The organism is Bacillus timonensis (assembly GCF_000285535.1).
GTDB lineage: Bacteria > Bacillota > Bacilli > Bacillales > Bacillaceae_L > Ferdinandcohnia > Ferdinandcohnia timonensis.
In genome coordinates this window covers 305,211-325,264 of the sequence record NZ_HE610988.1, presented here as the reverse complement: position 1 = coordinate 325,264, position 20,054 = coordinate 305,211, and the positions used below count along the sequence as shown (strand labels likewise).

16 protein-coding genes and 1 riboswitch are annotated in these 20,054 nt (G+C 37.3%); of the genes, 14 read left to right on the top strand and 2 right to left on the bottom strand.

Annotated elements, in window-relative coordinates; genetic code table 11:
* The first annotated feature begins 2 nt into the window (after positions 1 to 2).
* Positions 3 to 2,417, top strand: coding sequence for a phenylalanine--tRNA ligase subunit beta (gene pheT / locus BTHG_RS19180; protein WP_010678362.1), 2,415 nt, complete (start codon positions 3 to 5; stop codon positions 2,415 to 2,417).
* Positions 2,418 to 2,512: 95 nt separating this feature from the next.
* Here pheT and rnhC read toward each other — a convergent pair whose 3' ends face one another.
* On the bottom strand, positions 2,513 to 3,448 hold the full coding sequence (gene rnhC / locus BTHG_RS19175) for a ribonuclease HIII (protein ID WP_010678361.1): 936 nt from the start codon (positions 3,446 to 3,448) through the stop codon (positions 2,513 to 2,515).
* Positions 3,449 to 3,582: 134 nt separating this feature from the next.
* Between rnhC and zapA the strand changes: the two genes are divergently transcribed.
* The 13 genes from zapA (at position 3,583) to BTHG_RS19110 (ending at position 19,284) form a co-directional block, all read left to right on the top strand.
* The gene (gene zapA, locus BTHG_RS19170) at positions 3,583 to 3,852 is read left to right on the top strand and encodes a cell division protein ZapA (protein ID WP_010678360.1); all 270 of its coding nucleotides are present in this window, start codon (positions 3,583 to 3,585) and stop codon (positions 3,850 to 3,852) included.
* A 6-nt stretch (positions 3,853 to 3,858) separates the two neighbouring features.
* Positions 3,859 to 4,386, top strand: coding sequence for a CvpA family protein (locus tag BTHG_RS19165; RefSeq protein WP_010678359.1), 528 nt, complete (start codon positions 3,859 to 3,861; stop codon positions 4,384 to 4,386).
* A 323-nt stretch (positions 4,387 to 4,709) separates the two neighbouring features.
* Positions 4,710 to 6,428: a DNA polymerase/3'-5' exonuclease PolX gene (polX, locus tag BTHG_RS19160; protein ID WP_010678358.1), complete on the top strand. Its 1,719-nt coding sequence runs from the start codon at positions 4,710 to 4,712 to the stop codon at positions 6,426 to 6,428.
* A gap of 173 nt (positions 6,429 to 6,601) precedes the next feature.
* Positions 6,602 to 8,962 carry an endonuclease MutS2 gene (locus BTHG_RS19155; RefSeq protein WP_010678357.1) on the top strand — a complete coding sequence of 787 codons (2,361 nt, stop codon included), beginning with the start codon at positions 6,602 to 6,604 and terminating at the stop codon, positions 8,960 to 8,962.
* A gap of 33 nt (positions 8,963 to 8,995) precedes the next feature.
* On the top strand, positions 8,996 to 9,415 hold the full coding sequence (locus tag BTHG_RS19150) for a DUF350 domain-containing protein (protein ID WP_010678356.1): 420 nt from the start codon (positions 8,996 to 8,998) through the stop codon (positions 9,413 to 9,415).
* A gap of 288 nt (positions 9,416 to 9,703) precedes the next feature.
* A complete protein-coding gene (locus BTHG_RS19145; RefSeq protein WP_026021900.1) occupies positions 9,704 to 11,392 on the top strand; it encodes a long-chain-fatty-acid--CoA ligase in 1,689 nt (562 codons plus the stop codon).
* A gap of 198 nt (positions 11,393 to 11,590) precedes the next feature.
* Positions 11,591 to 12,181 (top strand): TetR/AcrR family transcriptional regulator, encoded by a 591-nt coding sequence (locus BTHG_RS19140; RefSeq protein WP_010678354.1) that lies wholly within the window; start codon positions 11,591 to 11,593, stop codon positions 12,179 to 12,181.
* A 47-nt stretch (positions 12,182 to 12,228) separates the two neighbouring features.
* Positions 12,229 to 13,002: an enoyl-CoA hydratase gene (locus BTHG_RS19135; RefSeq protein ID WP_010678353.1), complete on the top strand. Its 774-nt coding sequence runs from the start codon at positions 12,229 to 12,231 to the stop codon at positions 13,000 to 13,002.
* Positions 13,003 to 13,081: 79 nt separating this feature from the next.
* Positions 13,082 to 13,858, top strand: a complete 777-nt coding sequence (locus BTHG_RS19130) for an electron transfer flavoprotein subunit beta/FixA family protein (protein ID WP_010678352.1) — start codon at positions 13,082 to 13,084, stop codon at positions 13,856 to 13,858.
* A 77-nt stretch (positions 13,859 to 13,935) separates the two neighbouring features.
* A complete protein-coding gene (locus tag BTHG_RS19125) occupies positions 13,936 to 14,913 on the top strand; it encodes an electron transfer flavoprotein subunit alpha/FixB family protein (protein WP_010678351.1) in 978 nt (325 codons plus the stop codon).
* A 411-nt stretch (positions 14,914 to 15,324) separates the two neighbouring features.
* On the top strand, positions 15,325 to 15,639 hold the full coding sequence (gene trxA, locus BTHG_RS19120) for a thioredoxin (protein ID WP_010678350.1): 315 nt from the start codon (positions 15,325 to 15,327) through the stop codon (positions 15,637 to 15,639).
* A gap of 171 nt (positions 15,640 to 15,810) precedes the next feature.
* Positions 15,811 to 17,583: an excinuclease ABC subunit UvrC gene (gene uvrC / locus BTHG_RS19115; RefSeq protein ID WP_010678349.1), complete on the top strand. Its 1,773-nt coding sequence runs from the start codon at positions 15,811 to 15,813 to the stop codon at positions 17,581 to 17,583.
* A gap of 66 nt (positions 17,584 to 17,649) precedes the next feature.
* Positions 17,650 to 17,827: riboswitch (Lysine riboswitch) on the top strand.
* 212 nt (positions 17,828 to 18,039) lie between these two features.
* Positions 18,040 to 19,284: an aspartate kinase gene (locus tag BTHG_RS19110; protein ID WP_010678348.1), complete on the top strand. Its 1,245-nt coding sequence runs from the start codon at positions 18,040 to 18,042 to the stop codon at positions 19,282 to 19,284.
* Between the two features lie 87 nt (positions 19,285 to 19,371).
* Here the strand turns inward: BTHG_RS19110 and BTHG_RS19105 are convergent, their stop codons facing one another.
* The gene (locus BTHG_RS19105; RefSeq protein WP_010678347.1) at positions 19,372 to 19,830 is read right to left on the bottom strand and encodes a YslB family protein; all 459 of its coding nucleotides are present in this window, start codon (positions 19,828 to 19,830) and stop codon (positions 19,372 to 19,374) included.
* Positions 19,831 to 20,054: the final 224 nt, after the last annotated feature.

Genomic DNA, 20,054 nt, shown 5'->3' with positions numbered 1-20,054 from the left:
GAATGTTTGTTTCATATAAATGGTTGCAGGAATACGTTGATTTATCAGGTATAACAGCAGAAGAGTTAGCAGAAAAAATTACGCGAAGCGGCATTGAAGTGGAAGGTGTCGATCATTTAGGTGAAGGCATTAGTGGGATTGTAGTTGGTCATGTTTTAGAATGTGAGCAGCATCCAAATGCTGATAAATTAAATAAATGTCAAGTCGATTTAGGTGAAGGTGAACCTGTTCAAATTATTTGTGGGGCACCAAATGTTGCCAAAGGCCAAAAGGTGGTCGTGGCAAAAGTAGGAGCTGTACTTCCAGGTAATTTCAAAATCAAAAAGGCAAAGCTTCGTGGTGAAGAATCAAATGGTATGATTTGTTCTCTACAAGAGCTTGGAATTGAATCAAAACTTGTTTCAAAGGAATATGCAGAAGGCATCTTTGTATTCCCTCATGATGTTGAGCCAGGAGCGGACGCGATTGCCCAATTAAATCTTGATGATAAAGTTCTTGAGTTAGGACTAACACCTAATCGTGCTGATGCTATGAGTATGATGGGGGTTGCATATGAGGTTGCGGCTATTTTAGGAACAGACGTAAAACTACCACAACCAAAAGTATCAACTTCAGGGGAAAAAGCGGAGGACTACATTTCGATTTCTGTAGAAGCGAAGGAAGATAATCCATTATATGCAGCACGTGTAGTGAAGAATGTAAAAATTGGTCCATCACCTTTATGGCTTCAAACACGTTTGATGGCAGAAGGAATCCGCCCACATAATAATGTTGTCGACATTACAAATTACATTTTATTAGAATATGGTCAACCATTACATGCGTTTGATTATGACCGACTAGGTTCTAAAGAAATTCTTGTTAGACGTGCGAATAACGGTGAAAAGATTACAACATTAGACGATGTAGAGCGTACATTAACTAACGAACATCTTGTCATTACAAATGGTAAGGTGCCAGTTGCCCTTGCAGGTGTAATGGGTGGAGCAAATTCTGAAGTTAAAAATGACACAACAACAGTATTAATTGAGTCAGCTTATTTTACAGGAAGCACAATCCGTAAGTCCTCTAAAGATCACGGATTACGTAGTGAGGCAAGTGCTCGCTATGAAAAAGGAATTGACCCAAATCGTACTCGTGAAGCAGCAGACCGTGCTGCTGAACTAATGGCAGAGCTTGCAGGTGGCGTCGTTCTTGACGGTGTTGTGGCTGTTGATACTCTTGATATTCAACCACTAAATGTATCCGTATCACTTGAGAGAATCAACAAAGTATTAGGAACTGATATTTCAAAAGAAAAAGTAGAAGAGATTTTCACAAACTTACAATTCTCATTTACGGTGGATAATAATACGTTCCATGTCACTGTACCAACTCGCAGACCTGACATCACAATCGAAGAGGATTTAATCGAAGAAGTCGCGCGGTTATACGGTTATGATGAACTACCAACAACACTTCCAATTGGAGAATCAAAACCTGGTAGATTAACGGAATATCAAGCAAAGCGTCGTTTAGTTAGACGATATTTAGAAGGTGTAGGCTTATATCAAAGCACCACATACTCACTTACTAGTGCTGAAAAAGTAAACAAATATGCACTTGAACTAAGTGAACCAATTCATCTAGCAATGCCAATGAGTGAAGAACGTGCTCTTTTAAGATTAAGTCTTCTTCCACATTTATTAGAGGTTGTTTCACATAATCAAGCTCGTCAAATTGATAGTGTTGCGACATACGAAACTGGCTCTGTATTCATTGCGAGACCGAATCAAGAACTGCCGGATGAAAAGGAACACTTGGCGATTGCTCTGACTGGTTCATGGTTATCACCAACATGGCAGGGTGAGAAAAAAGCAGTGGACTTCTATGTGGTTAAAGGTATCGTAGAAGGTCTATTTGAAAAGCTAGGTCTTGGAAATAGAACTTCATTCCTTCAAGCAAGAGTGGAAGATATGCATCCTGGTCGAACTGCTTCTGTGTTATTAGATAACCAGGAAATTGGGTTTATTGGTCAAATTCATCCAAATGTCCAAAAAGACCTAGATTTAACTCCAACGTATGTGGTTGAATTATCATTAAAGGATGTTTTAGAAGCAGATGTTGAAGAAATACTCTATCAGCCAATTCCGCGATTCCCATCTATGACTCGTGACATTGCACTTGTTGTGGATAAGTCAGTGGCTGCAGGTGACATGAAGCAAGTCATTATTGAAGCGGGTGGTAAGCTACTTCGCGATGTGACAATCTTTGACCTTTATGAAGGTGAGCGAATGGAGCCTGGTAAAAAATCAGTTGCTTATTCAATCAAGTATTTTGATCCAGAACGTACGTTAACTGAAGAAGAAGTAACAAAAGCACATGAAAAAGTACTAAAAGCGGTTGCTGAAAAATTCAATGCAACATTGCGTTCATAATAAAAACTGGAGTGGGTCACATTGGACTCACTCCAGTTTTTTATGTTTAGCTCCAGGCACTAGCGCCGATAAGCGGGGGAGCTTTGCACTTTTTCTTATATCTTAGCTATTTTCTTTGCTTTTTCTGTATTTGCAAAATGAAGCTTTGTGAAGCTACGTAGTGCACTTATTCCATGCTTTTTTATCAGTTTAGCAGCAACTACATCAACTTGGGCTCCAGCCCCCTTTTTTAATTCAAGGCCAGCCTTTTCACTTAGCTTATCAAATTCCTTAACGAAAGAATACCTAGCTATGATGGAGGCAGCAGCGACAGATAAATGAACCCCTTCTGCCTTTGTGCTGAAATACACATTGTCTTTTATAATCTCCTTTTGACCGGCCAAATGCTTAAAATACACATCAGGAATAGCAAATTGGTCGATTAAAATACCGTCTGGTGTAGTGGGTGCAATTTTTCTTAGGACATGCCCAATGGCTTGGTTATGTAGCAAGGCCTTCATTTTTCCTTGAGTCATGCCTTTTGCTTGAAGTTCGTTGTATTTTTCATTATGTAAAATTAACAAGCTATAAGGAATAACATGAATAATTGATTCAGCAATCTCACAAATTTGTTTGTCATTTAAATCTTTGGAGTCTTTAACCCCAAGCTCCTTCAGTAAAGCAAACTTATCTTTGGAGACATAAGCCGCAACTACTGTCATTGGCCCAAAATAATCACCAGTTCCAACTTCGTCTGAACCGACCATTGACAATGTTCCAATATTAGGTGGCAAACCACTATTTTTTACAACTGATTTCTTTGAAGTTTCTTTTTTTGAGGCTATTTCAGAGCTTCCCCATTTTTCCGATTCAACAGCAGCGTTATTTCCTTGAAACAATACTTTCCCAGACTTATAAGCTGTAATTGTACAGTTAGAAAGTTTCGCAACAAAAACGCCACCCTGTGGTACTTTATCTTGCAATTGACTTTTATAATGAGTCTTCATTTTTTCAATAGTGTTAAGGGTACACTTTAAGACAGTATTAGACAAACATAACATCCCCTACTACATTTTTGGATAGAATTCTTCATTATCTATCATATCGTTTGTTGAGATTTCTTTCCATAGATAACATGTTCATGGTATTATTATTTGTAGGATTGACTAGAATGGAGGCCAAATACTTGTCACAGCCACAAAAAACAAGAACTACAGTAGATATTTATGGACAGCAATATTCAATTATCGGGTCTGAGAGCACAAGTCATATACGCCTTGTGGCCTCAATTGTCGATGATAAAATGAGAGAAATTAGCGGTAAAAATCCGACACTTGATATTAATAAACTAGCTGTATTAACAGCCGTTAATATTGTTAATGAACATTTAAAGTTGAAAGAAGACTATGAAAAACTTGAAAAACTAGTAGAACAAGCAAAAAATGAAAAGGATTGAAGTGATATGTTCGATTTAGTCTTAATTATCATCCTCGTAATAGGATTTTTAATAGGTTTAAGAAGAGGCTTTATTCTTCAAATCGTTCATCTTACTGGTTTTATTGTTGCATTTATCGTTGCATACCTCTATTATGATGAACTTATGCCAAAATTAATATTATGGATACCATACCCAACATTTGGTGACCCTGAAACGATGAAGTTTTTATTTGAAAGTACGAACTTAGAAACAGCTTATTATCGTGCAATTGCCTTTGCCATTATTTTCTTTGCAACTAAGTTCATATGGCAAATCATTGGTTCTATGTTAGACTTTCTTGCAAATCTACCCATTTTAAAGCAAATCAATGGATGGGCTGGAGGCCTACTAGGCTTTGTTGAAGTCTACCTAGTTGTGTTTATCTTGCTTTATATCGGAGCACTCCTTCCGGTAGAAATCGTTCAGGCTAATCTCAATGATTCATTTATGGCCAAAATGATTGTTCAGCATACACCATTCTTTACTGGAAAAATTAAGGACATGTGGATCTGATAATGGCCATTACTTCTCTCTCGTGGGGAAGTTTTTTTTATGAAAACAGTTATTTACCCACAATAAGTGACTTTTTTGTAAAAAATCTGTATCATTTTGAATAGAACAAATACGCCTTGGCGTATTTGCACCCGATTTTAGGCCCACAGGAAGTGGGTCATAAAGAATTGCCACAGGATGTGGCGTTCTTAGTCTTTGATCTTACAGCTCGAAAAATTTCCATTGAAAAATCGTGGCATCCGCCGGAGGCTAATTTTATTCAGTTGGGGTTTAAACCCCAACTGAATAAAATAAATCGTAAGGAATATAGGTAGGTGGTAACAATGACAGTCAATAAAAAAGATGTAATTCGACTTTTAGAAACAATCGCCATTTATATGGAATTGAAAGGGGACAACCCATTTAAAATATCAGCCTTTCGTAAAGCAGCCGCATCACTTGAGAATGATGACAGAAGCTTATCTACGATTGAAGATTTCACAACATTACCGGGAATAGGAAAAGGGACTGCAGCTGTTATCACAGAATACATAGAAACAGGGGAGTCCAAAGTTCTGAATGAACTTAAAGAAAGAGTGCCAGAGGGACTCATTCCACTTCTTAACCTCCCAGGATTAGGCGGTAAAAAAATAGCAAAACTCTATCAGGAACTTGGGATTGAAGATATGGAGATGCTAAAACAAGCATGCTTAAATGAAAAAATTCAAAATATAGCAGGTTTCGGAAAGAAAACAGAAGAAAAAATACTTGCTGCCATTGATGAATATGGCAAACGGCCGGACCGTTTGCCAATCGCCTTAATGCTGGCACTTGCTGAAGAAATTGAAAAACAGCTAAGTACGATGGATGGAATTAAAACATTTTCACGTGCGGGTAGCCTTCGTCGTATGAGGGAAACGATTAAGGACCTTGATTTTATTATTGCAACAAACGAACCTGAAAAAGTACGTGAACAGTTATTACAGTTAAACGGTATTAATGGAATCATTGCAAGTGGGGATACAAAAGTATCTGTTCAAATTTCGTATAGCTATGATATTTCGGTCGATTTTCGCCTTGTAAAACCACATGAATTCGCAACTACCCTTCACCATTTTACGGGAAGTAAGGATCATAATGTGAGGATGAGGCAATTAGCAAAAGAGCGTGGTGAAAAAATAAGTGAGTATGGTGTTGAAAATAGTGAGACAGGAGATGTGAAAACATTTGATTCAGAGGAAGAATTCTATCACTATTTTGGACTTTATTATATTCCGCCAGAGCTTAGGGAAGATGGTTCAGAGGTAGATGCATTCCATGAGGAAGTTGAGCATATTAAACTTGAAGATATTAAAGGTGACCTCCATATGCATACATCCTGGAGTGATGGAGCTTTTACCATTGAAGAAATGGTTGAAGCGTGCAGGGAAAAAGGCTACCGATATATGGCAATTACAGACCATTCGCAGTATTTGCGTGTTGCAAACGGGCTTACCCCAGAACGTCTACTTGACCAGCACAGAGAAATTAAAAGACTGAATGAAAAATATGACGATTTTACGATTTTCACAGGTGTTGAAATGGATATTTTACCTGATGGAAGACTAGATTATGATAACGAAATTATTAGAGATGTTGATGTTGTAATTGCATCCATCCATTCAAGCTTCTCACAGCCAAGAGAGAAGATTATGCAACGCTTAAAAACAGCTCTGGAAAATCTACACGTAGATATCATTGCGCACCCTACTGGAAGAATACTTGGGCGCAGAAAAGGGTATGACGTAGATGTAGATATGTTAATTGAACTAGCAAAAGAAACGAATACAGCACTAGAATTAAATGCGAATTTGAATCGATTAGACCTTTCTTCAGAATATATTAAAAAGGCCCAAGATGCAGGTGTAAAACTAGTGATTAACACAGATGCACATAATATAGAAATGCTTGAGGATATGGAATATGGCATTTCTGGAGCAATTAAAGGTTGGATCAAAAAAGAAAATGTCATTAACACATGGAATAGGGATGAGCTTATCGCTTATTTAAAACGTAATTTATAGGGTGATAAAGATCATTATGTGAAATAAACAAATACGCCTTGGCGTATTTGCTGCTCGATTTTTTTCGGGCTTGCTCGAAAAATTTCATTTGAAAAAATCGAGGCATCCGCCGGAGGCTAACCTTTATTCAACGAGGTTTAGCCTCCACTGAATAAAGGTAAGGGAGTCACAACATGCAACCACGAGTTTTAAAGGTACTAGAGTTTGATAAAGTAAAGGAACAGTTAAAGCAGCATGTCTCATCCTCTTTAGGAAGAGAAAAGGTGGATAAAATGATTCCTTCAACAAATGTAGAGGAGGTTATTTTTCTACAAGAACAAACAGATGAAGCTGCGAAGGTCTTAAGGTTGAAAGGAAATGTCCCACTTGGCGGCTTAACTGATATTAGAGCCGCTGTTAAACGTGCTAGCATAGGTGGAGCCCTAAACACGTTGGAACTATTAGATATAGCAGGCACTATTTATGCGGGTCGACAAATGAAAAAATTTATTGAAGGTATGATTGAGGATGATATTGAACTACCTATACTAGCAGAACTAATTACAAGTATTACTCCTTTATACGAGCTTGAACAAAAAATAAAAAACTGCATTGATGATAATGGTGTAGTGATGGACGGAGCTAGTGACAAATTACGCGGTATCCGTCAGCAGCTCAGAAGCAGTGAAGCAAGAATCCGGGAGAAGCTTGATCATATTATTCGTTCTTCATCAGCTCAAAAAACACTCTCAGATGCAATTATCACGATTCGCAATGACCGCTATGTTATTCCTGTTAAACAGGAGTATCGTGGGACTTATGGTGGAATTGTCCATGACCAATCATCTTCAGGGGCAACATTATTTATCGAACCTCAATCGGTGGTCGATCTTAATAATGTCTTACAAGAAGCTAGAGTCAAGGAAAAACAAGAAATTGACCGGATTTTATTTGAGCTCTCAAACGAAGTAGCATTGGAAACAGAATCCCTATACCAAAATGTAGACACGCTTGGTGAACTTGATTTTATGTTTACAAAAGCAAGTTACAGCAAAAAAGTAAAGGGGTCAAAGCCGAAAATAAATGGGAATGGCTATGTGTTAATTAAAAAAGGTCGCCATCCTTTAATTGCTCCAAAAGATGTTGTTCCAAATGATATTGAGCTTGGAAAGAAATATACTTCAATTGTGATAACCGGTCCCAATACAGGCGGTAAAACAGTAACGTTAAAAACAATCGGTTTGTTAACAATAATGGCACAATCTGGTTTGCAAATTCCAGCACAGGAAGAGTCAGAAATTGCTGTTTTTGAATCGGTATACGCTGATATCGGAGACGAGCAATCAATTGAACAAAGCTTAAGTACGTTTTCATCCCATATGGTCAACATTGTGGACATTTTAAAACGGGTTGATTCAACTAGTTTAGTTCTTTTTGATGAATTAGGGGCTGGGACTGATCCACAAGAAGGAGCTGCACTTGCAATTTCGATTCTTGATGAAGTCTATAATCGAGGTGCAAGAGTCATTGCAACTACCCATTATCCAGAATTAAAAGCTTATGGATACAACCGAGAAGGTGTAATTAATGCCAGCGTCGAATTTGATATTGAAACATTGAGCCCAACTTATAAACTTTTAATAGGGGTTCCCGGTCGAAGTAATGCGTTCGAGATTTCCAAACGACTAGGACTTTCGGATACGATTATTCACGCAGCGAAAAGTCATATAAGCTCTGAAACCAATACAGTAGAGAATATGATTGCCTCCTTAGAAAAGAGCAAAAAGGATGCAGAGCGTGAACTTGATGAAGCAGAGGGTATAAGAAAACAAGCTGAAATCCTTCATAAGCAGCTTCAGGAACAAATCATCGAGTTTAATGAACAACGCGATAAACTATATGAAAAGGCAGAACGAAAAGCAGAAGAAACAATCAAAAATGCGACAACTGAAGCTGAAGAAGTTATTCGCGACTTACGAAAAATGAAACTTGAGCAACAATCACTTGTTAAGGAACATCAACTAATTGAAGCAAAAAAACGATTAGAAAATGCTGTTCCACAAACTTCAAAAAAGACGAATAAACAAGCTATTGCATCAAAAGCGAAGAGAAAACTTGTTCCAGGTGACGAAGTGAAGGTGATTAGCCTAAATCAAAAGGGACATCTAATTGAAAATACAGGAAATAACGAATGGCAGGTTCAAATAGGAATCTTAAAAATGAAGGTGAAGGAAAAAGACCTCGAATTTATTGGCAGCCCAAAACCAGTTGAAACTAAGCCATTAGCAACAGTAAGGGGTAAGGACTACCATGTAAGTTTAGAGCTGGACTTACGAGGTGAACGTTATGAGGACGCATTAGTAAGAGTGGAAAAATATATCGATGATGCATTACTGGCGGGCTATCCACGTGTTTCCATCATCCATGGAAAAGGAACTGGTGCATTAAGACAGGGAGTTCAGGAATACTTAAAAAATCACCGCTCCGTAAAATCAACAAGATTCGGGGAAGCTGGAGAAGGTGGTACCGGTGTAACGGTTGTAGAATTAAAGTGAACGAAATGATGTCTCTGATAGGGAGAGAAGAAGATGGATAAATTTTGGGATAATGAATTTGTGTTAACAGCTGCTAATTACAGTGTCGTCATACTGTGTATGGTTCTGTTTATGGCCATATTTGAATTAGTCACAAAATATAAAAATTGGGAAGAAATTCAAAATGGAAACCTTTCTGTCGCAATGGCAACCGGAGGAAAAATATTTGGAATCGCAAATATATTCCGGTATTCCATCCAAAATCATGATTCACTTTTCGTCATGATTGGCTGGGGCTTTTTTGGATTCTTCCTCCTATTGATCGGCTACTTTATTTTCGAATTCTTAACTCCAAAGTTCAACATTGATGTTGAAATACAACAAGATAATCGCGCGGTTGGACTTATATCCATGATTATATCGGTGGGACTTTCATATGTAATTGGCGCAGGGATAGGAAATGGTGGTTTTTAATATGGAGAAGCTAGCTAAAATACTGTTAGTTGTAAGTGGGATATTTGTTGTTGTTGGAATACTGTATTTACTTTTATAAGTGTAAGGGCTGTTTGGGATTAACCAGCAGCCTTTTTTTATTGTCACGAATTTAGCTAATCCTAATAGTCTTTACTCTAACAATCATGAATATAATTGTCACGGAATATTCATTATACTATAATGAGTATAAATGGTTTGAAAATTCAAACTGGTCTTTGGATACGTTTTCGTATTCTTCAAACACAATTTTTAAAGGGAGGTTATAAAATGGAGTTAGAAAGGCCGTGGTTAGCCAATTATCCCGAGGAAATTCCACATAAACTCGAATATGAGAATATTCCTATTCAAACGTATTTGAAAAGAACAGCACGCGAATTCCCTCAGAAAACTGCAGTTCATTTTCAAGGAAAAGAATTAACTTTTTCACAAGTGTACGAAGAATCTTTAAAACTTGCAAACTATTTATTGGAACAAGGCATCAACAAAGGGGACCGTATTGCAATCATGTTGCCAAACTGTCCACAGGGTGTTATTGCCTATTACGGTGTTTTATTTTCGGGCGGGATCGTCGTCCAAACGAATCCATTGTACACAGAGAGAGAGCTTGAATATCATCTAAAGGATTCCGGATCAAAAGCAATCATTACATTAGATATCCTTTTTCCACGCGTCTCAAAAGTGAAAGCGCTAACACGATTAGAGCATATTATTGTAACAGAAATTAAAGACTATTTACCTTTCCCAAAAAACTTGATTTATCCTTTCATTCAAAAGAAACAATATGGTATTGTAGTGAAAGTTGAACACGAGGGAACCAACCATTTGCTTAGGGAAATAATGAATACATCACAACCCAAAGAAATCGATCTTGATTTTGACCCTGAAAACGACTTGGCGTTGTTACAATATACTGGTGGAACAACAGGATTTCCTAAAGGTGTTATGCTAACCCATAGGAATTTAGTTGCAAATACCATCATGTGCTCCAAATGGATGTACAAGTGTAAAAAAGGTGAAGAGTCCGTATTGGCGATTCTACCATTTTTCCATGTTTACGGTATGACCACGGTATTAAACCTTTCGATTATGATGGCAGCTAAAATGATACTTATGCCTAAGTTTGACCCAAGTCAAACACTAAAAACGATTCATAAACAGAGGCCAACCTTATTTCCAGGTGCCCCAACTATGTACATTGGGTTATTAAATCATCCAGATCTTAAAAAGTATGACTTATCATCGATTGATTCTTGTATTAGTGGTTCTGCAGCATTGCCACTTGAAGTACAAGAACAATTTGAAAAAGTTAGTGGTGGAAAGCTTGTAGAAGGCTACGGATTATCAGAGGCTTCGCCTGTAACACATGCGAATTTATTATGGGGACAACGTATAAACGGAAGTATTGGGTTACCATGGCCAGATACTGACGCAGCAGTTCTTTCAATGGAAACAGGCCAACCTGCTGGATTTGGTGAAATCGGTGAAATTGCGGTAAAAGGGCCTCAGGTTATGAAAGGATATTGGAATAAACCGGAGGAAACAGAAAATACTTTCCGTGATGGTTGGTTATTGACTGGTGATTTAGGGTATATGGATGAGAACGGTTATTTTTATGTAGTAGATCGTAAAAAGGATATGATTATTGCAGGAGGATTCAATATTTATCCAAGAGAAGTTGAGGAAGTCTTGTTCGAACATGATAAAATTCAAGAGGCTGTTGTAGCAGGTATTCCAGACCCATATCGAGGTGAGACGGTAAAGGCATACATTGTTTTAAAAGAAGGCCAGCAATGTACAGAAGAAGAGCTCGATAAACACTGTCGCAAGCATTTAGCCGCATATAAAGTTCCGAGGGTGTATGAATTTAGAAACGAATTACCGAAAACAATCGTAGGAAAAGTACTACGTCGAGTATTAGTTGAAGAAGAAAAGGAAAAATTAACAAAAGTAAATTAGAAAATAGGATCGATTAGCTCAAAAGACACCAAGTGTTTGAACATAAGTGATGAGCCAAAGACGAGCGCCTATGGCTCTTTTTTCTTTCAATATAAAAAAGAGTGATAAAATAAGATATTCTTGACAGTTACTCTGTTTGGTTTTATTATAATAACATGAATGACTATTCATTCATTTTTTCTGAAAGGAAGTCAGATTTTGAAAAAAACAAAACCAAAATATAAACAAATCATAGACGCAGCGGTAATTGTCATTGCAGAGAACGGATATCATCAATCCCAAGTTTCAAGAATTGCTAAACAAGCGGGTGTGGCTGACGGTACGATATATCTTTATTTTAAAAATAAAGAGGATATACTCGTCTCATTATTCCATGAAAAAATGGGAGAGTTTATTGAAAAAATAGAAGCTGAAATAGCAGGAAAAACGACAGCAGCAGAGAAGTTATTAACATTAGTAGAAAAACATTTTGAACTTCTAGCTGCCGATCATCACCTTGCTATTGTTACTCAGCTTGAATTAAGACAATCAAATAAAGAATTACGTCACCGGATTAATGAAGTGTTAAAAGGATATTTAAGAACGATTGATACTATTATCCAATTCGGCAAAGAAAACGGCGAGTTCAATCCTGACCTAGATGTTCGCTTAGCAAGACAGATGATATTCGGATCAATTGATGAAACAGCAACCACTTGGGTGATGAACGAACAAAAATACGATTTGCCATCCTTGGCAAAAAAAGTTCATGCCTTATTAATATATGGTTGTGGGAAGGCACACCTCTAGTAATTAGAGGTGTGTTACATACATATACATTATTAGGAGGGGTGTAGATGGAGTTTTTTAAAGTGAAAATCGAAGAGTACATTGCCACTATAACCTTTAATCGACCTCCGGCAAATGCTTTATCGTCTGCTGTTTTGAAAGAGCTTACAAGTTTGCTAGAGACAATAGAGTCGAATGATTCTGTACGAGTGTTGGTTATTCACGGTGAAGGGAGATTTTTCTCGGCTGGGGCTGATATAAAAGAATTTACAACGATTAACTCTGGTGAAGAATTTTCAAATCTCGCAAGAAAAGGACAAACGTTATTTGAAAGAATGGAGCGTTTTCCTAAACCGATTATTGCCAGTATTCATGGAGCGGCCTTGGGTGGCGGCTTAGAACTTGCAATGGCGTGTCACTTCCGCCTAGTCGGTGAAAGGGCGAAGTTAGGATTACCTGAATTACAGCTTGGACTTATCCCAGGATTTGCTGGGACAGCACGCTTACCACGGTATGTGGGAGTTGCTAAAGCAGCTCAAATGCTTTGGACAAGTGATCCAATTAATGGAGTAGAAGCCGTACAGTATGGATTAGCAAATCAGGCTTTTCCAGAAGAAACACTACATGAGGAAACGATGAAAATTGCTAGAAAGATTGCTCAAAAAAGTCCTTTAACTATAAAAGCAACAATTGAGCTATTAAATTCAATGAAGAATGAACAATATGAAGCAACAGTTACTAGAGAAGCAATTTTATTCGGTGAAATGTTTATTTCAGAAGATGGACAAGAAGGAATATCCGCCTTCATTGAAAAGCGCCAGCCAACGTTTAAAGGGAAATAATAGAAAACTAGTTTCTAATTTAAGTTATTAATTTTTCATGATCTTATACAATATGTACAAAACCTTAGGAGGGAAACACATGAACATCTTTGTTATTTTAAAAAGAACATTTGATACAGAGGAAAAAATTGTTGTAAGCAATGGACAAATCAATGAAGATGGTGCTGAATTTATTATTAATCCTTATGACGAATATGCTGTTGAAGAAGCCATTCAACTTCGAGATGCTAATGGGGGAGAAGTAACGGTTGTAACAGTTGCGACAACGGATGATGCTGATAAAGAATTGCGCACAGCACTTGCAATGGGTGCGGATAAAGCTGTAATGATTAATGTTGAAGATGATCTTGAAGATGGAGATCAATATACAACTGCAAAAATCTTAGCTGAATACCTAAAAGATAAAGATGTAGACATTATTTTAGGCGGGAACGTAGCTATCGATGGTGGTTCTGGCCAAGTTGGTCCACGTGTAGCTGAACTTTTGGATATTCCTCATGTAACAACAATTACAAAACTTGAAGTTGATGGTTCACAGGTAACCGTAGTCAGAGATGTTGAAGGTGACTCAGAGGTTATCGAAACTTCATTACCACTTCTTGTTACATGTCAACAAGGATTAAATGAGCCACGCTATCCATCTTTACCTGGCATTATGAAAGCTAAGAAAAAGCCGCTTGAAGAGCTTGAGTTAGATGATTTAGATCTTGATGAAGATGATGTAGAAGCAAAAACAAAAACAATTGAAATCTATCTACCACCTAAAAAAGAAGCAGGTCGAGTTCTTGAAGGTGAATTAGAAGATCAAGTAAAAGAGTTAGTATCTCTACTTCACAATGAAGCGAAGGTAGTATAACCAATTAGTTACATTAAGTTGTTTTTGTATATGATTTCAAAAAACTTTACTAAGACGAATCTAGGGGGTTACGCATAATGTCAAGAAAAGTAGTAGTTCTAGGCGAAGTACGAGATGGTGCGTTACGTAACGTATCTTTTGAAGCAATTGCAGCGGGTAATACAGTAGCAGAAGGTGGAGAAGTAGTTGCTGTATTAGTAGGCGAATCTGTAAGTTCATTAGCAAATGAATTAACTCAATATGGAGCTGACCGTGTTGTAACGGTTGAAGATCCAAAATTAGCTTCATATACACCGGATGGTTTCTCACAAGCAGTATTAGCTGTTATTGAAGCTGAATCACCGGAAGCATTAGTTTTTGGGCACACTGCATTAGGCAAAGACCTTTCACCAAAAATAGCTGGTAAACTTAATACTGGGTTAGTTTCAGATGTAACGGCTATTGAAATTGCAGGTGGAAATATTGTTTTTACCCGCCCAATCTATTCGGGTAAAGCATTTGAAAAGAAAATTGTGACTGACGGTTTAATCTTTGCAACCGTACGTCCTAACAATATCGCACCACTTGAAAAAGACGAATCACGTACTGGGGAAATTACTTCCCTTTCTGTTGACATTAAAGACTTACGTACCATCGTTAAAGAAGTTGTGCGTAAGGCAACTGAAGGTGTGGACTTATCTGAAGCAAAAGTAGTTATTGCAGGTGGACGTGGAGTGAAAAGTGCAGACGGCTTTGAACCATTAAAAGAATTAGCTACTGTGCTCGGTGGGGCCATTGGAGCTTCTCGTGGTGCATGTGATGCTGATTACTGCGATTACTCACTTCAAATTGGTCAAACAGGTAAGGTTGTAACACCGGACCTATATATTGCATGCGGTATCTCTGGTGCAATTCAGCACTTAGCGGGAATGTCTAACTCGAAAGTAATTGTTGCTATAAACAAAGATCCAGAAGCAAATATCTTCAAGGTTGCGGATTATGGAATTGTTGGGGACCTATTCGAAGTGGTACCAATGCTAACAGAAGAGTTTAAAAAACTAAAAGTTAATGCTTAGTATGTAGAAAAGTAAGCTAAAGCTCGCTTAATAGAGATTTTTTCCATTTCACCTTTGAAAAAAATATGGTATACTAATCAAGCGATGAGCTGAATTGCATAAGTCGAGTTGACACGCCTTTTGGCAAGGCACTATGTGGAGTGCTGTCTCTCGCCGCAATACGCAAAAGACGTCCTTCTGGACGTCTTTTTTATTTGCTACGAAAAACAGATGTCTATATCCTCTATGATTTACATACATATCAGCTTAAAAAGTTGGGGAAGATGATTATATATGAAGTATAATGTCTAATCTTATCATTTTTGATTTAGTAACTGCTTTTTTTGAATGCAAATCATTCGTAAAATGAAAAGTGAAGTGTTATACTCTTGATAGAATTTCTAAGTTGTTACATTTTTAGGAGGGGTTAAAATGGCTATTACAAACGTAACAGACCAAAATTTTGACACAGAAACAAAAGAAGGATTAGTTTTAGCAGACTTTTGGGCACCTTGGTGTGGACCTTGTAAAATGATTGCTCCAGTATTAGAAGAATTAGACTCTGAAATTGGAGACAAAGTTAAAATCGTTAAGCTTGATGTAGATGACAACCAAGAAACTGCAGCAAAGTTTGGCGTTATGAGCATCCCAACTTTACTTGTCTTCAAAAACGGGGAAGTTGTAGATAAAGTTGTTGGTTACCAACCAAAAGAAGCACTTGCTGGAAAACTTGCAAGCCATTATTAATATGAATGCAAAAAAACAGCCGATTGGCTGTTTTTTTATTTCCCTCGTTTTTTAAAAGATAATTCCTTTATTTACACGTACAACTTCTTCGTAAAAATGTTACAATATAAGGTACGACTGAACTCCTCATACGTAGTGAGGATTTATTTTATGATAGATGGAGTGGTGGATATGCACGATCATCTTAAAGAAAAGTTAGCGATTTTACCAGACCAACCTGGGTGTTATTTAATGAAGGACCGACAAGGTACAATTATATATGTTGGAAAAGCAAAGGTGCTAAAGAACCGTGTTCGATCTTACTTTACAGGTTCTCACGATGGTAAAACATTAAGACTTGTAAATGAGATTGAGGACTTTGAATATATTGTAACTTCATCAAATATAGAAGCGCTTCTCCTTGAAATCAATTTAATCAAAAAATATGATCCAAAATATAATATCATGCTCAAGGATGACAAGACTTATCCTTTTATTAAAATTACAGCTGAAAAGCATCCGCGGCTACTAATCACTCGCAAGGTAAAAAAGGATAAAGGGAAATATTTTGGTCCATATCCAAATGTGCAGGCAGCAAACGAAACAAAAAAACTTTTAGACCGGATTTACCCATTACGAAAATGTTCAACTCTACCAGACAAAGTTTGTTTGTATTACCATATCGGACAATGTCTTGCCCCTTGTGTCTATGAAATATCCGATGAAACAAATAAAAAAATGGTAGACGATATTATCCGCTTTTTAAACGGAGGATATAAAGAAATAAAAAATGAGTTAACTGAAAAAATGATAAAGGCATCTGAAGAACTTGACTTTGAAAGGGCAAAAGAATATAGAGACCAAATCGCGAACATAGAAACAACCATGGAAAAACAAAAGATGACAATGACAGACTTTATCGACCGTGATGTTTTTGGTTATTCTTATGATAAAGGCTGGATGTGTGTTCAAGTCTTTTTCATTCGTCAGGGAAAATTAATAGAGCGTGATGTTTCTCTATTTCCTTTCTATAATGAACCGGAACAAGATTTTTTAACTTTCCTTGGTCAATTTTATTTAAAGGATAATCATTTTAAACCAAAGGAAGTTCTACTTCCTAGTTCGGTTGATCGAGATATTGTCGAACAGTTGTTAGAAGTGACGGTTCAGCAACCAAGCCGTGGAAAGAAAAAACAATTGATTGACCTTGCCGCAAAAAATGCAAAAATCGCATTGAAAGAGAAGTTTGCCTTAATTGAGAGAGATGAAGAGAGGACGATTAAGGCAGTGGAAAACCTTGGTCAGAGATTAGGAATTTATACACCACACCGCATTGAAGCTTTTGATAACTCTAATATTCAAGGAACGGACCCTGTTTCTGCGATGATTGTGTTTACCGACGGAAAACCGGATAAAAAGGAATATAGAAAATATAAAATTAAATCTGTTCAAGGTCCCGATGATTATGAATCAATGAGGGAGGTTGTCCGTAGAAGATATAGTCGTGCACTAAAGGAAAACCTTCCTTTACCAGATTTAATCATCATTGACGGGGGGAAAGGCCACCTTGCTGCTGTAAGGGATATTCTAGAAAATGAGCTAGGCTTAGAGATACCATTATCAGGACTTGCAAAAGACGATAAACATAGAACTTCAGAGTTGCTGATTGGGGACCCACCTGAAATTGTGGAATTACCAAGAAATAGTCAGGAGTTTTATCTTCTTCAACGAATTCAGGATGAAGTGCATCGTTTTGCCATTACGTTTCATCGTCAAGTACGTGGAAAAAGTGCATTTCAATCAATCCTCGATAACATTCCGGGTGTAGGAGAAAAACGTAAGAAAGCATTATTGAAACATTTTGGGTCAATTAAGAAGATGAAGGAAGCAAGCATTGAGGATATTCAACAGGCAAATATTCCTCGACCAACAGCCGAAGCTATATTCGAAAAATTAAAAGAATAGACGTTGCTAATTTTAGAATACTCTGCTATAATCCTTATAATATAATATTACACTTCATTACGTTGAAGTGATGATAGAGGTGCGATTTTTATCAGTATGCAATAGGAGGGGAATGAGCCCCTATGATTATTGTAGAAAGGAAAGGTCGCCGAAGTAAAAAAGGGCTCATACCTTTTTTGCTGGTCTTATGTTTAAGAGACATAAGATTGTCAAGATGAGTTAATCTTGGAGGGCTATCTCACGATGTGACACGTTGTAGATTCACGTATATCACAGCAATGAGATAATCTCTCATTGCTGTTTTTTTATACAGCCGGGGTTCAGCCCCGGCTGTATCATGTAAAAGCCTTCGGTGGATGCCGCAGATTTTTAGAAGAACTAATTCGGGCACGCTCGAATAAATCTAGGCGCAAATATGCCAAGGTGCATTTGATTATTTGAAAGAGAGGTATGGGCATGGGGATTATCGTACAAAAATTTGGAGGCACCTCAGTAGGTTCAGCAGAGAGAATTAGTAATGTTGCAAATCGAGTTATTCAAGAAGTGCAAGCTGGAAATCAGGTTGTAGTTGTTGTTTCAGCGATGGGTAAAACAACGGACCAACTTGTAAGCTTAGCGAATGAAATTACAAGCTCGCCAAGTAAACGCGAGATGGATATGTTATTAAGTACAGGTGAACAAGTTACAATCGCTCTTTTATCAATGGCTTTACAGGCAAAAGGTTATCAATCCGTATCCTATACAGGTTGGCAGGCTGGAATCGAAACAGAGGCAATACATAGCAATGCCCGTATAGAGAATATTCAGGTATCAAGAGTTAGTGATAGCTTGAAAGAAGGAAAAATTGTTGTTGTTGCCGGTTTCCAAGGAATCAGTAGTTCTGGAGACATCACTACTCTTGGTCGTGGCGGTTCCGATACAACTGCAGTTGCACTTGCTGCAGCATTAAATGCAGATAAATGTGATATTTACACAGATGTAACGGGTGTATACACAACAGATCCTCGCGTAGTTCCGTCTGCACGCAAACTACACTCGGTTTCCTATGATGAGATGTTGGAGCTTGCTAACCTTGGTGCCGGTGTTTTGCACCCTCGTGCAGTAGAATTTGCGAAAAACTTTAATATGCCACTTGAAGTTCGTTCAAGTTTAGAATTAGAAAATGGAACTGTTATTGAGGAGGAAGTTTCAATGGAAAAAAATCTTGTTGTTAGGGGTATTGCTTTTGAAGACCAGATAACTAGAGTAACTGTATCTGGATTACCAAATGAGTTACACACACTTTCAACCATCTTTGGCACACTTGCAAAAAATGGTCTTAACGTCGATATCATTATTCAAAACCAAACCGATCAAAATCACACCAATATTTCATTTTCGGTAAAAACACCAGATTTACGTGACACACTTGCTGTTTTAGAAAATAATAAGGAATTGTTGAAATATGAAAATATTGAGCATGAAGATGGATTAGCGAAGGTTTCAATTGTCGGCTCAGGTATGGTATCTAATCCTGGGGTTGCAGCTGATATGTTCCAAGTGCTTGCACAGAAAAATATCGAAGTGAAGATGGTAAGTACATCTGAAATTAAAGTTTCTACAGTTGTTGAACAAGAAAAGATGGTTCTTGCAGTGGAGGCTTTACATGATTCATTTAACCTAGCAGCTGTTGAAGAAGAAAAAGAAAAAGTAAGACTTTAATCTAAATATAGTAAATACTTCGGGGGGTGTCCAATGGTGTTGGGCGCCCTTTTCAAATAAAAAAAGCCTGCACGAAATGCGCAGGTTTTATTCTTCAGTAATGTCTTTTTGGTCCCATTTTACCGTAAAAATTATTTTTTGAGCTCGTCGTTTTTGTTGTTCAAAGCTTTCAGTAATTCGATTTTTCTGTTGTTGAATTTGTTGAGCAAGAAAACCAGATTCAAGCTGGAATGTACAAATGTCCTTTCGTTTAAAACGTGAAGACACGATTGTACCATCCAAATGAAATTCGATAGTGTTCTTATCTGAACGTTCTATCTTAAGGTCTCCCCATCCAGCATCATGAAAAAACGAAATAATTTCTTCAATCGTTGGTAAGGGGAATTTTCGGGCAAGGTTTTTTCCAGCCCAATATAAAATCTGTGGAGTTTCTTTTCCAAGTAAATCAGGAATTAAAATTTCCCGTATAAGCTCGTAACCAAAAACCGAAACGGTCTGTTCACTTGTATTATTTACATTTTGTTCGTCGATGTTCACGTTCTTCACTGCATTCCCCTCTTTCTCCATTTTTTATTATATAACATGAGGGGCCAAGAAACACATGAATTTTTTGTTTCTTTTTGTCATATGGGTAATGTATTTAATGTAGTGTCAATACAAATGTATGTGTACAATTATTATCATTTTTATGAATAATTTGTGGACTTGTTTCCTTGACGCTCTTGCTTTATGGGAGTAAAATGAACTTGTTACATTATACTGATAAAAGA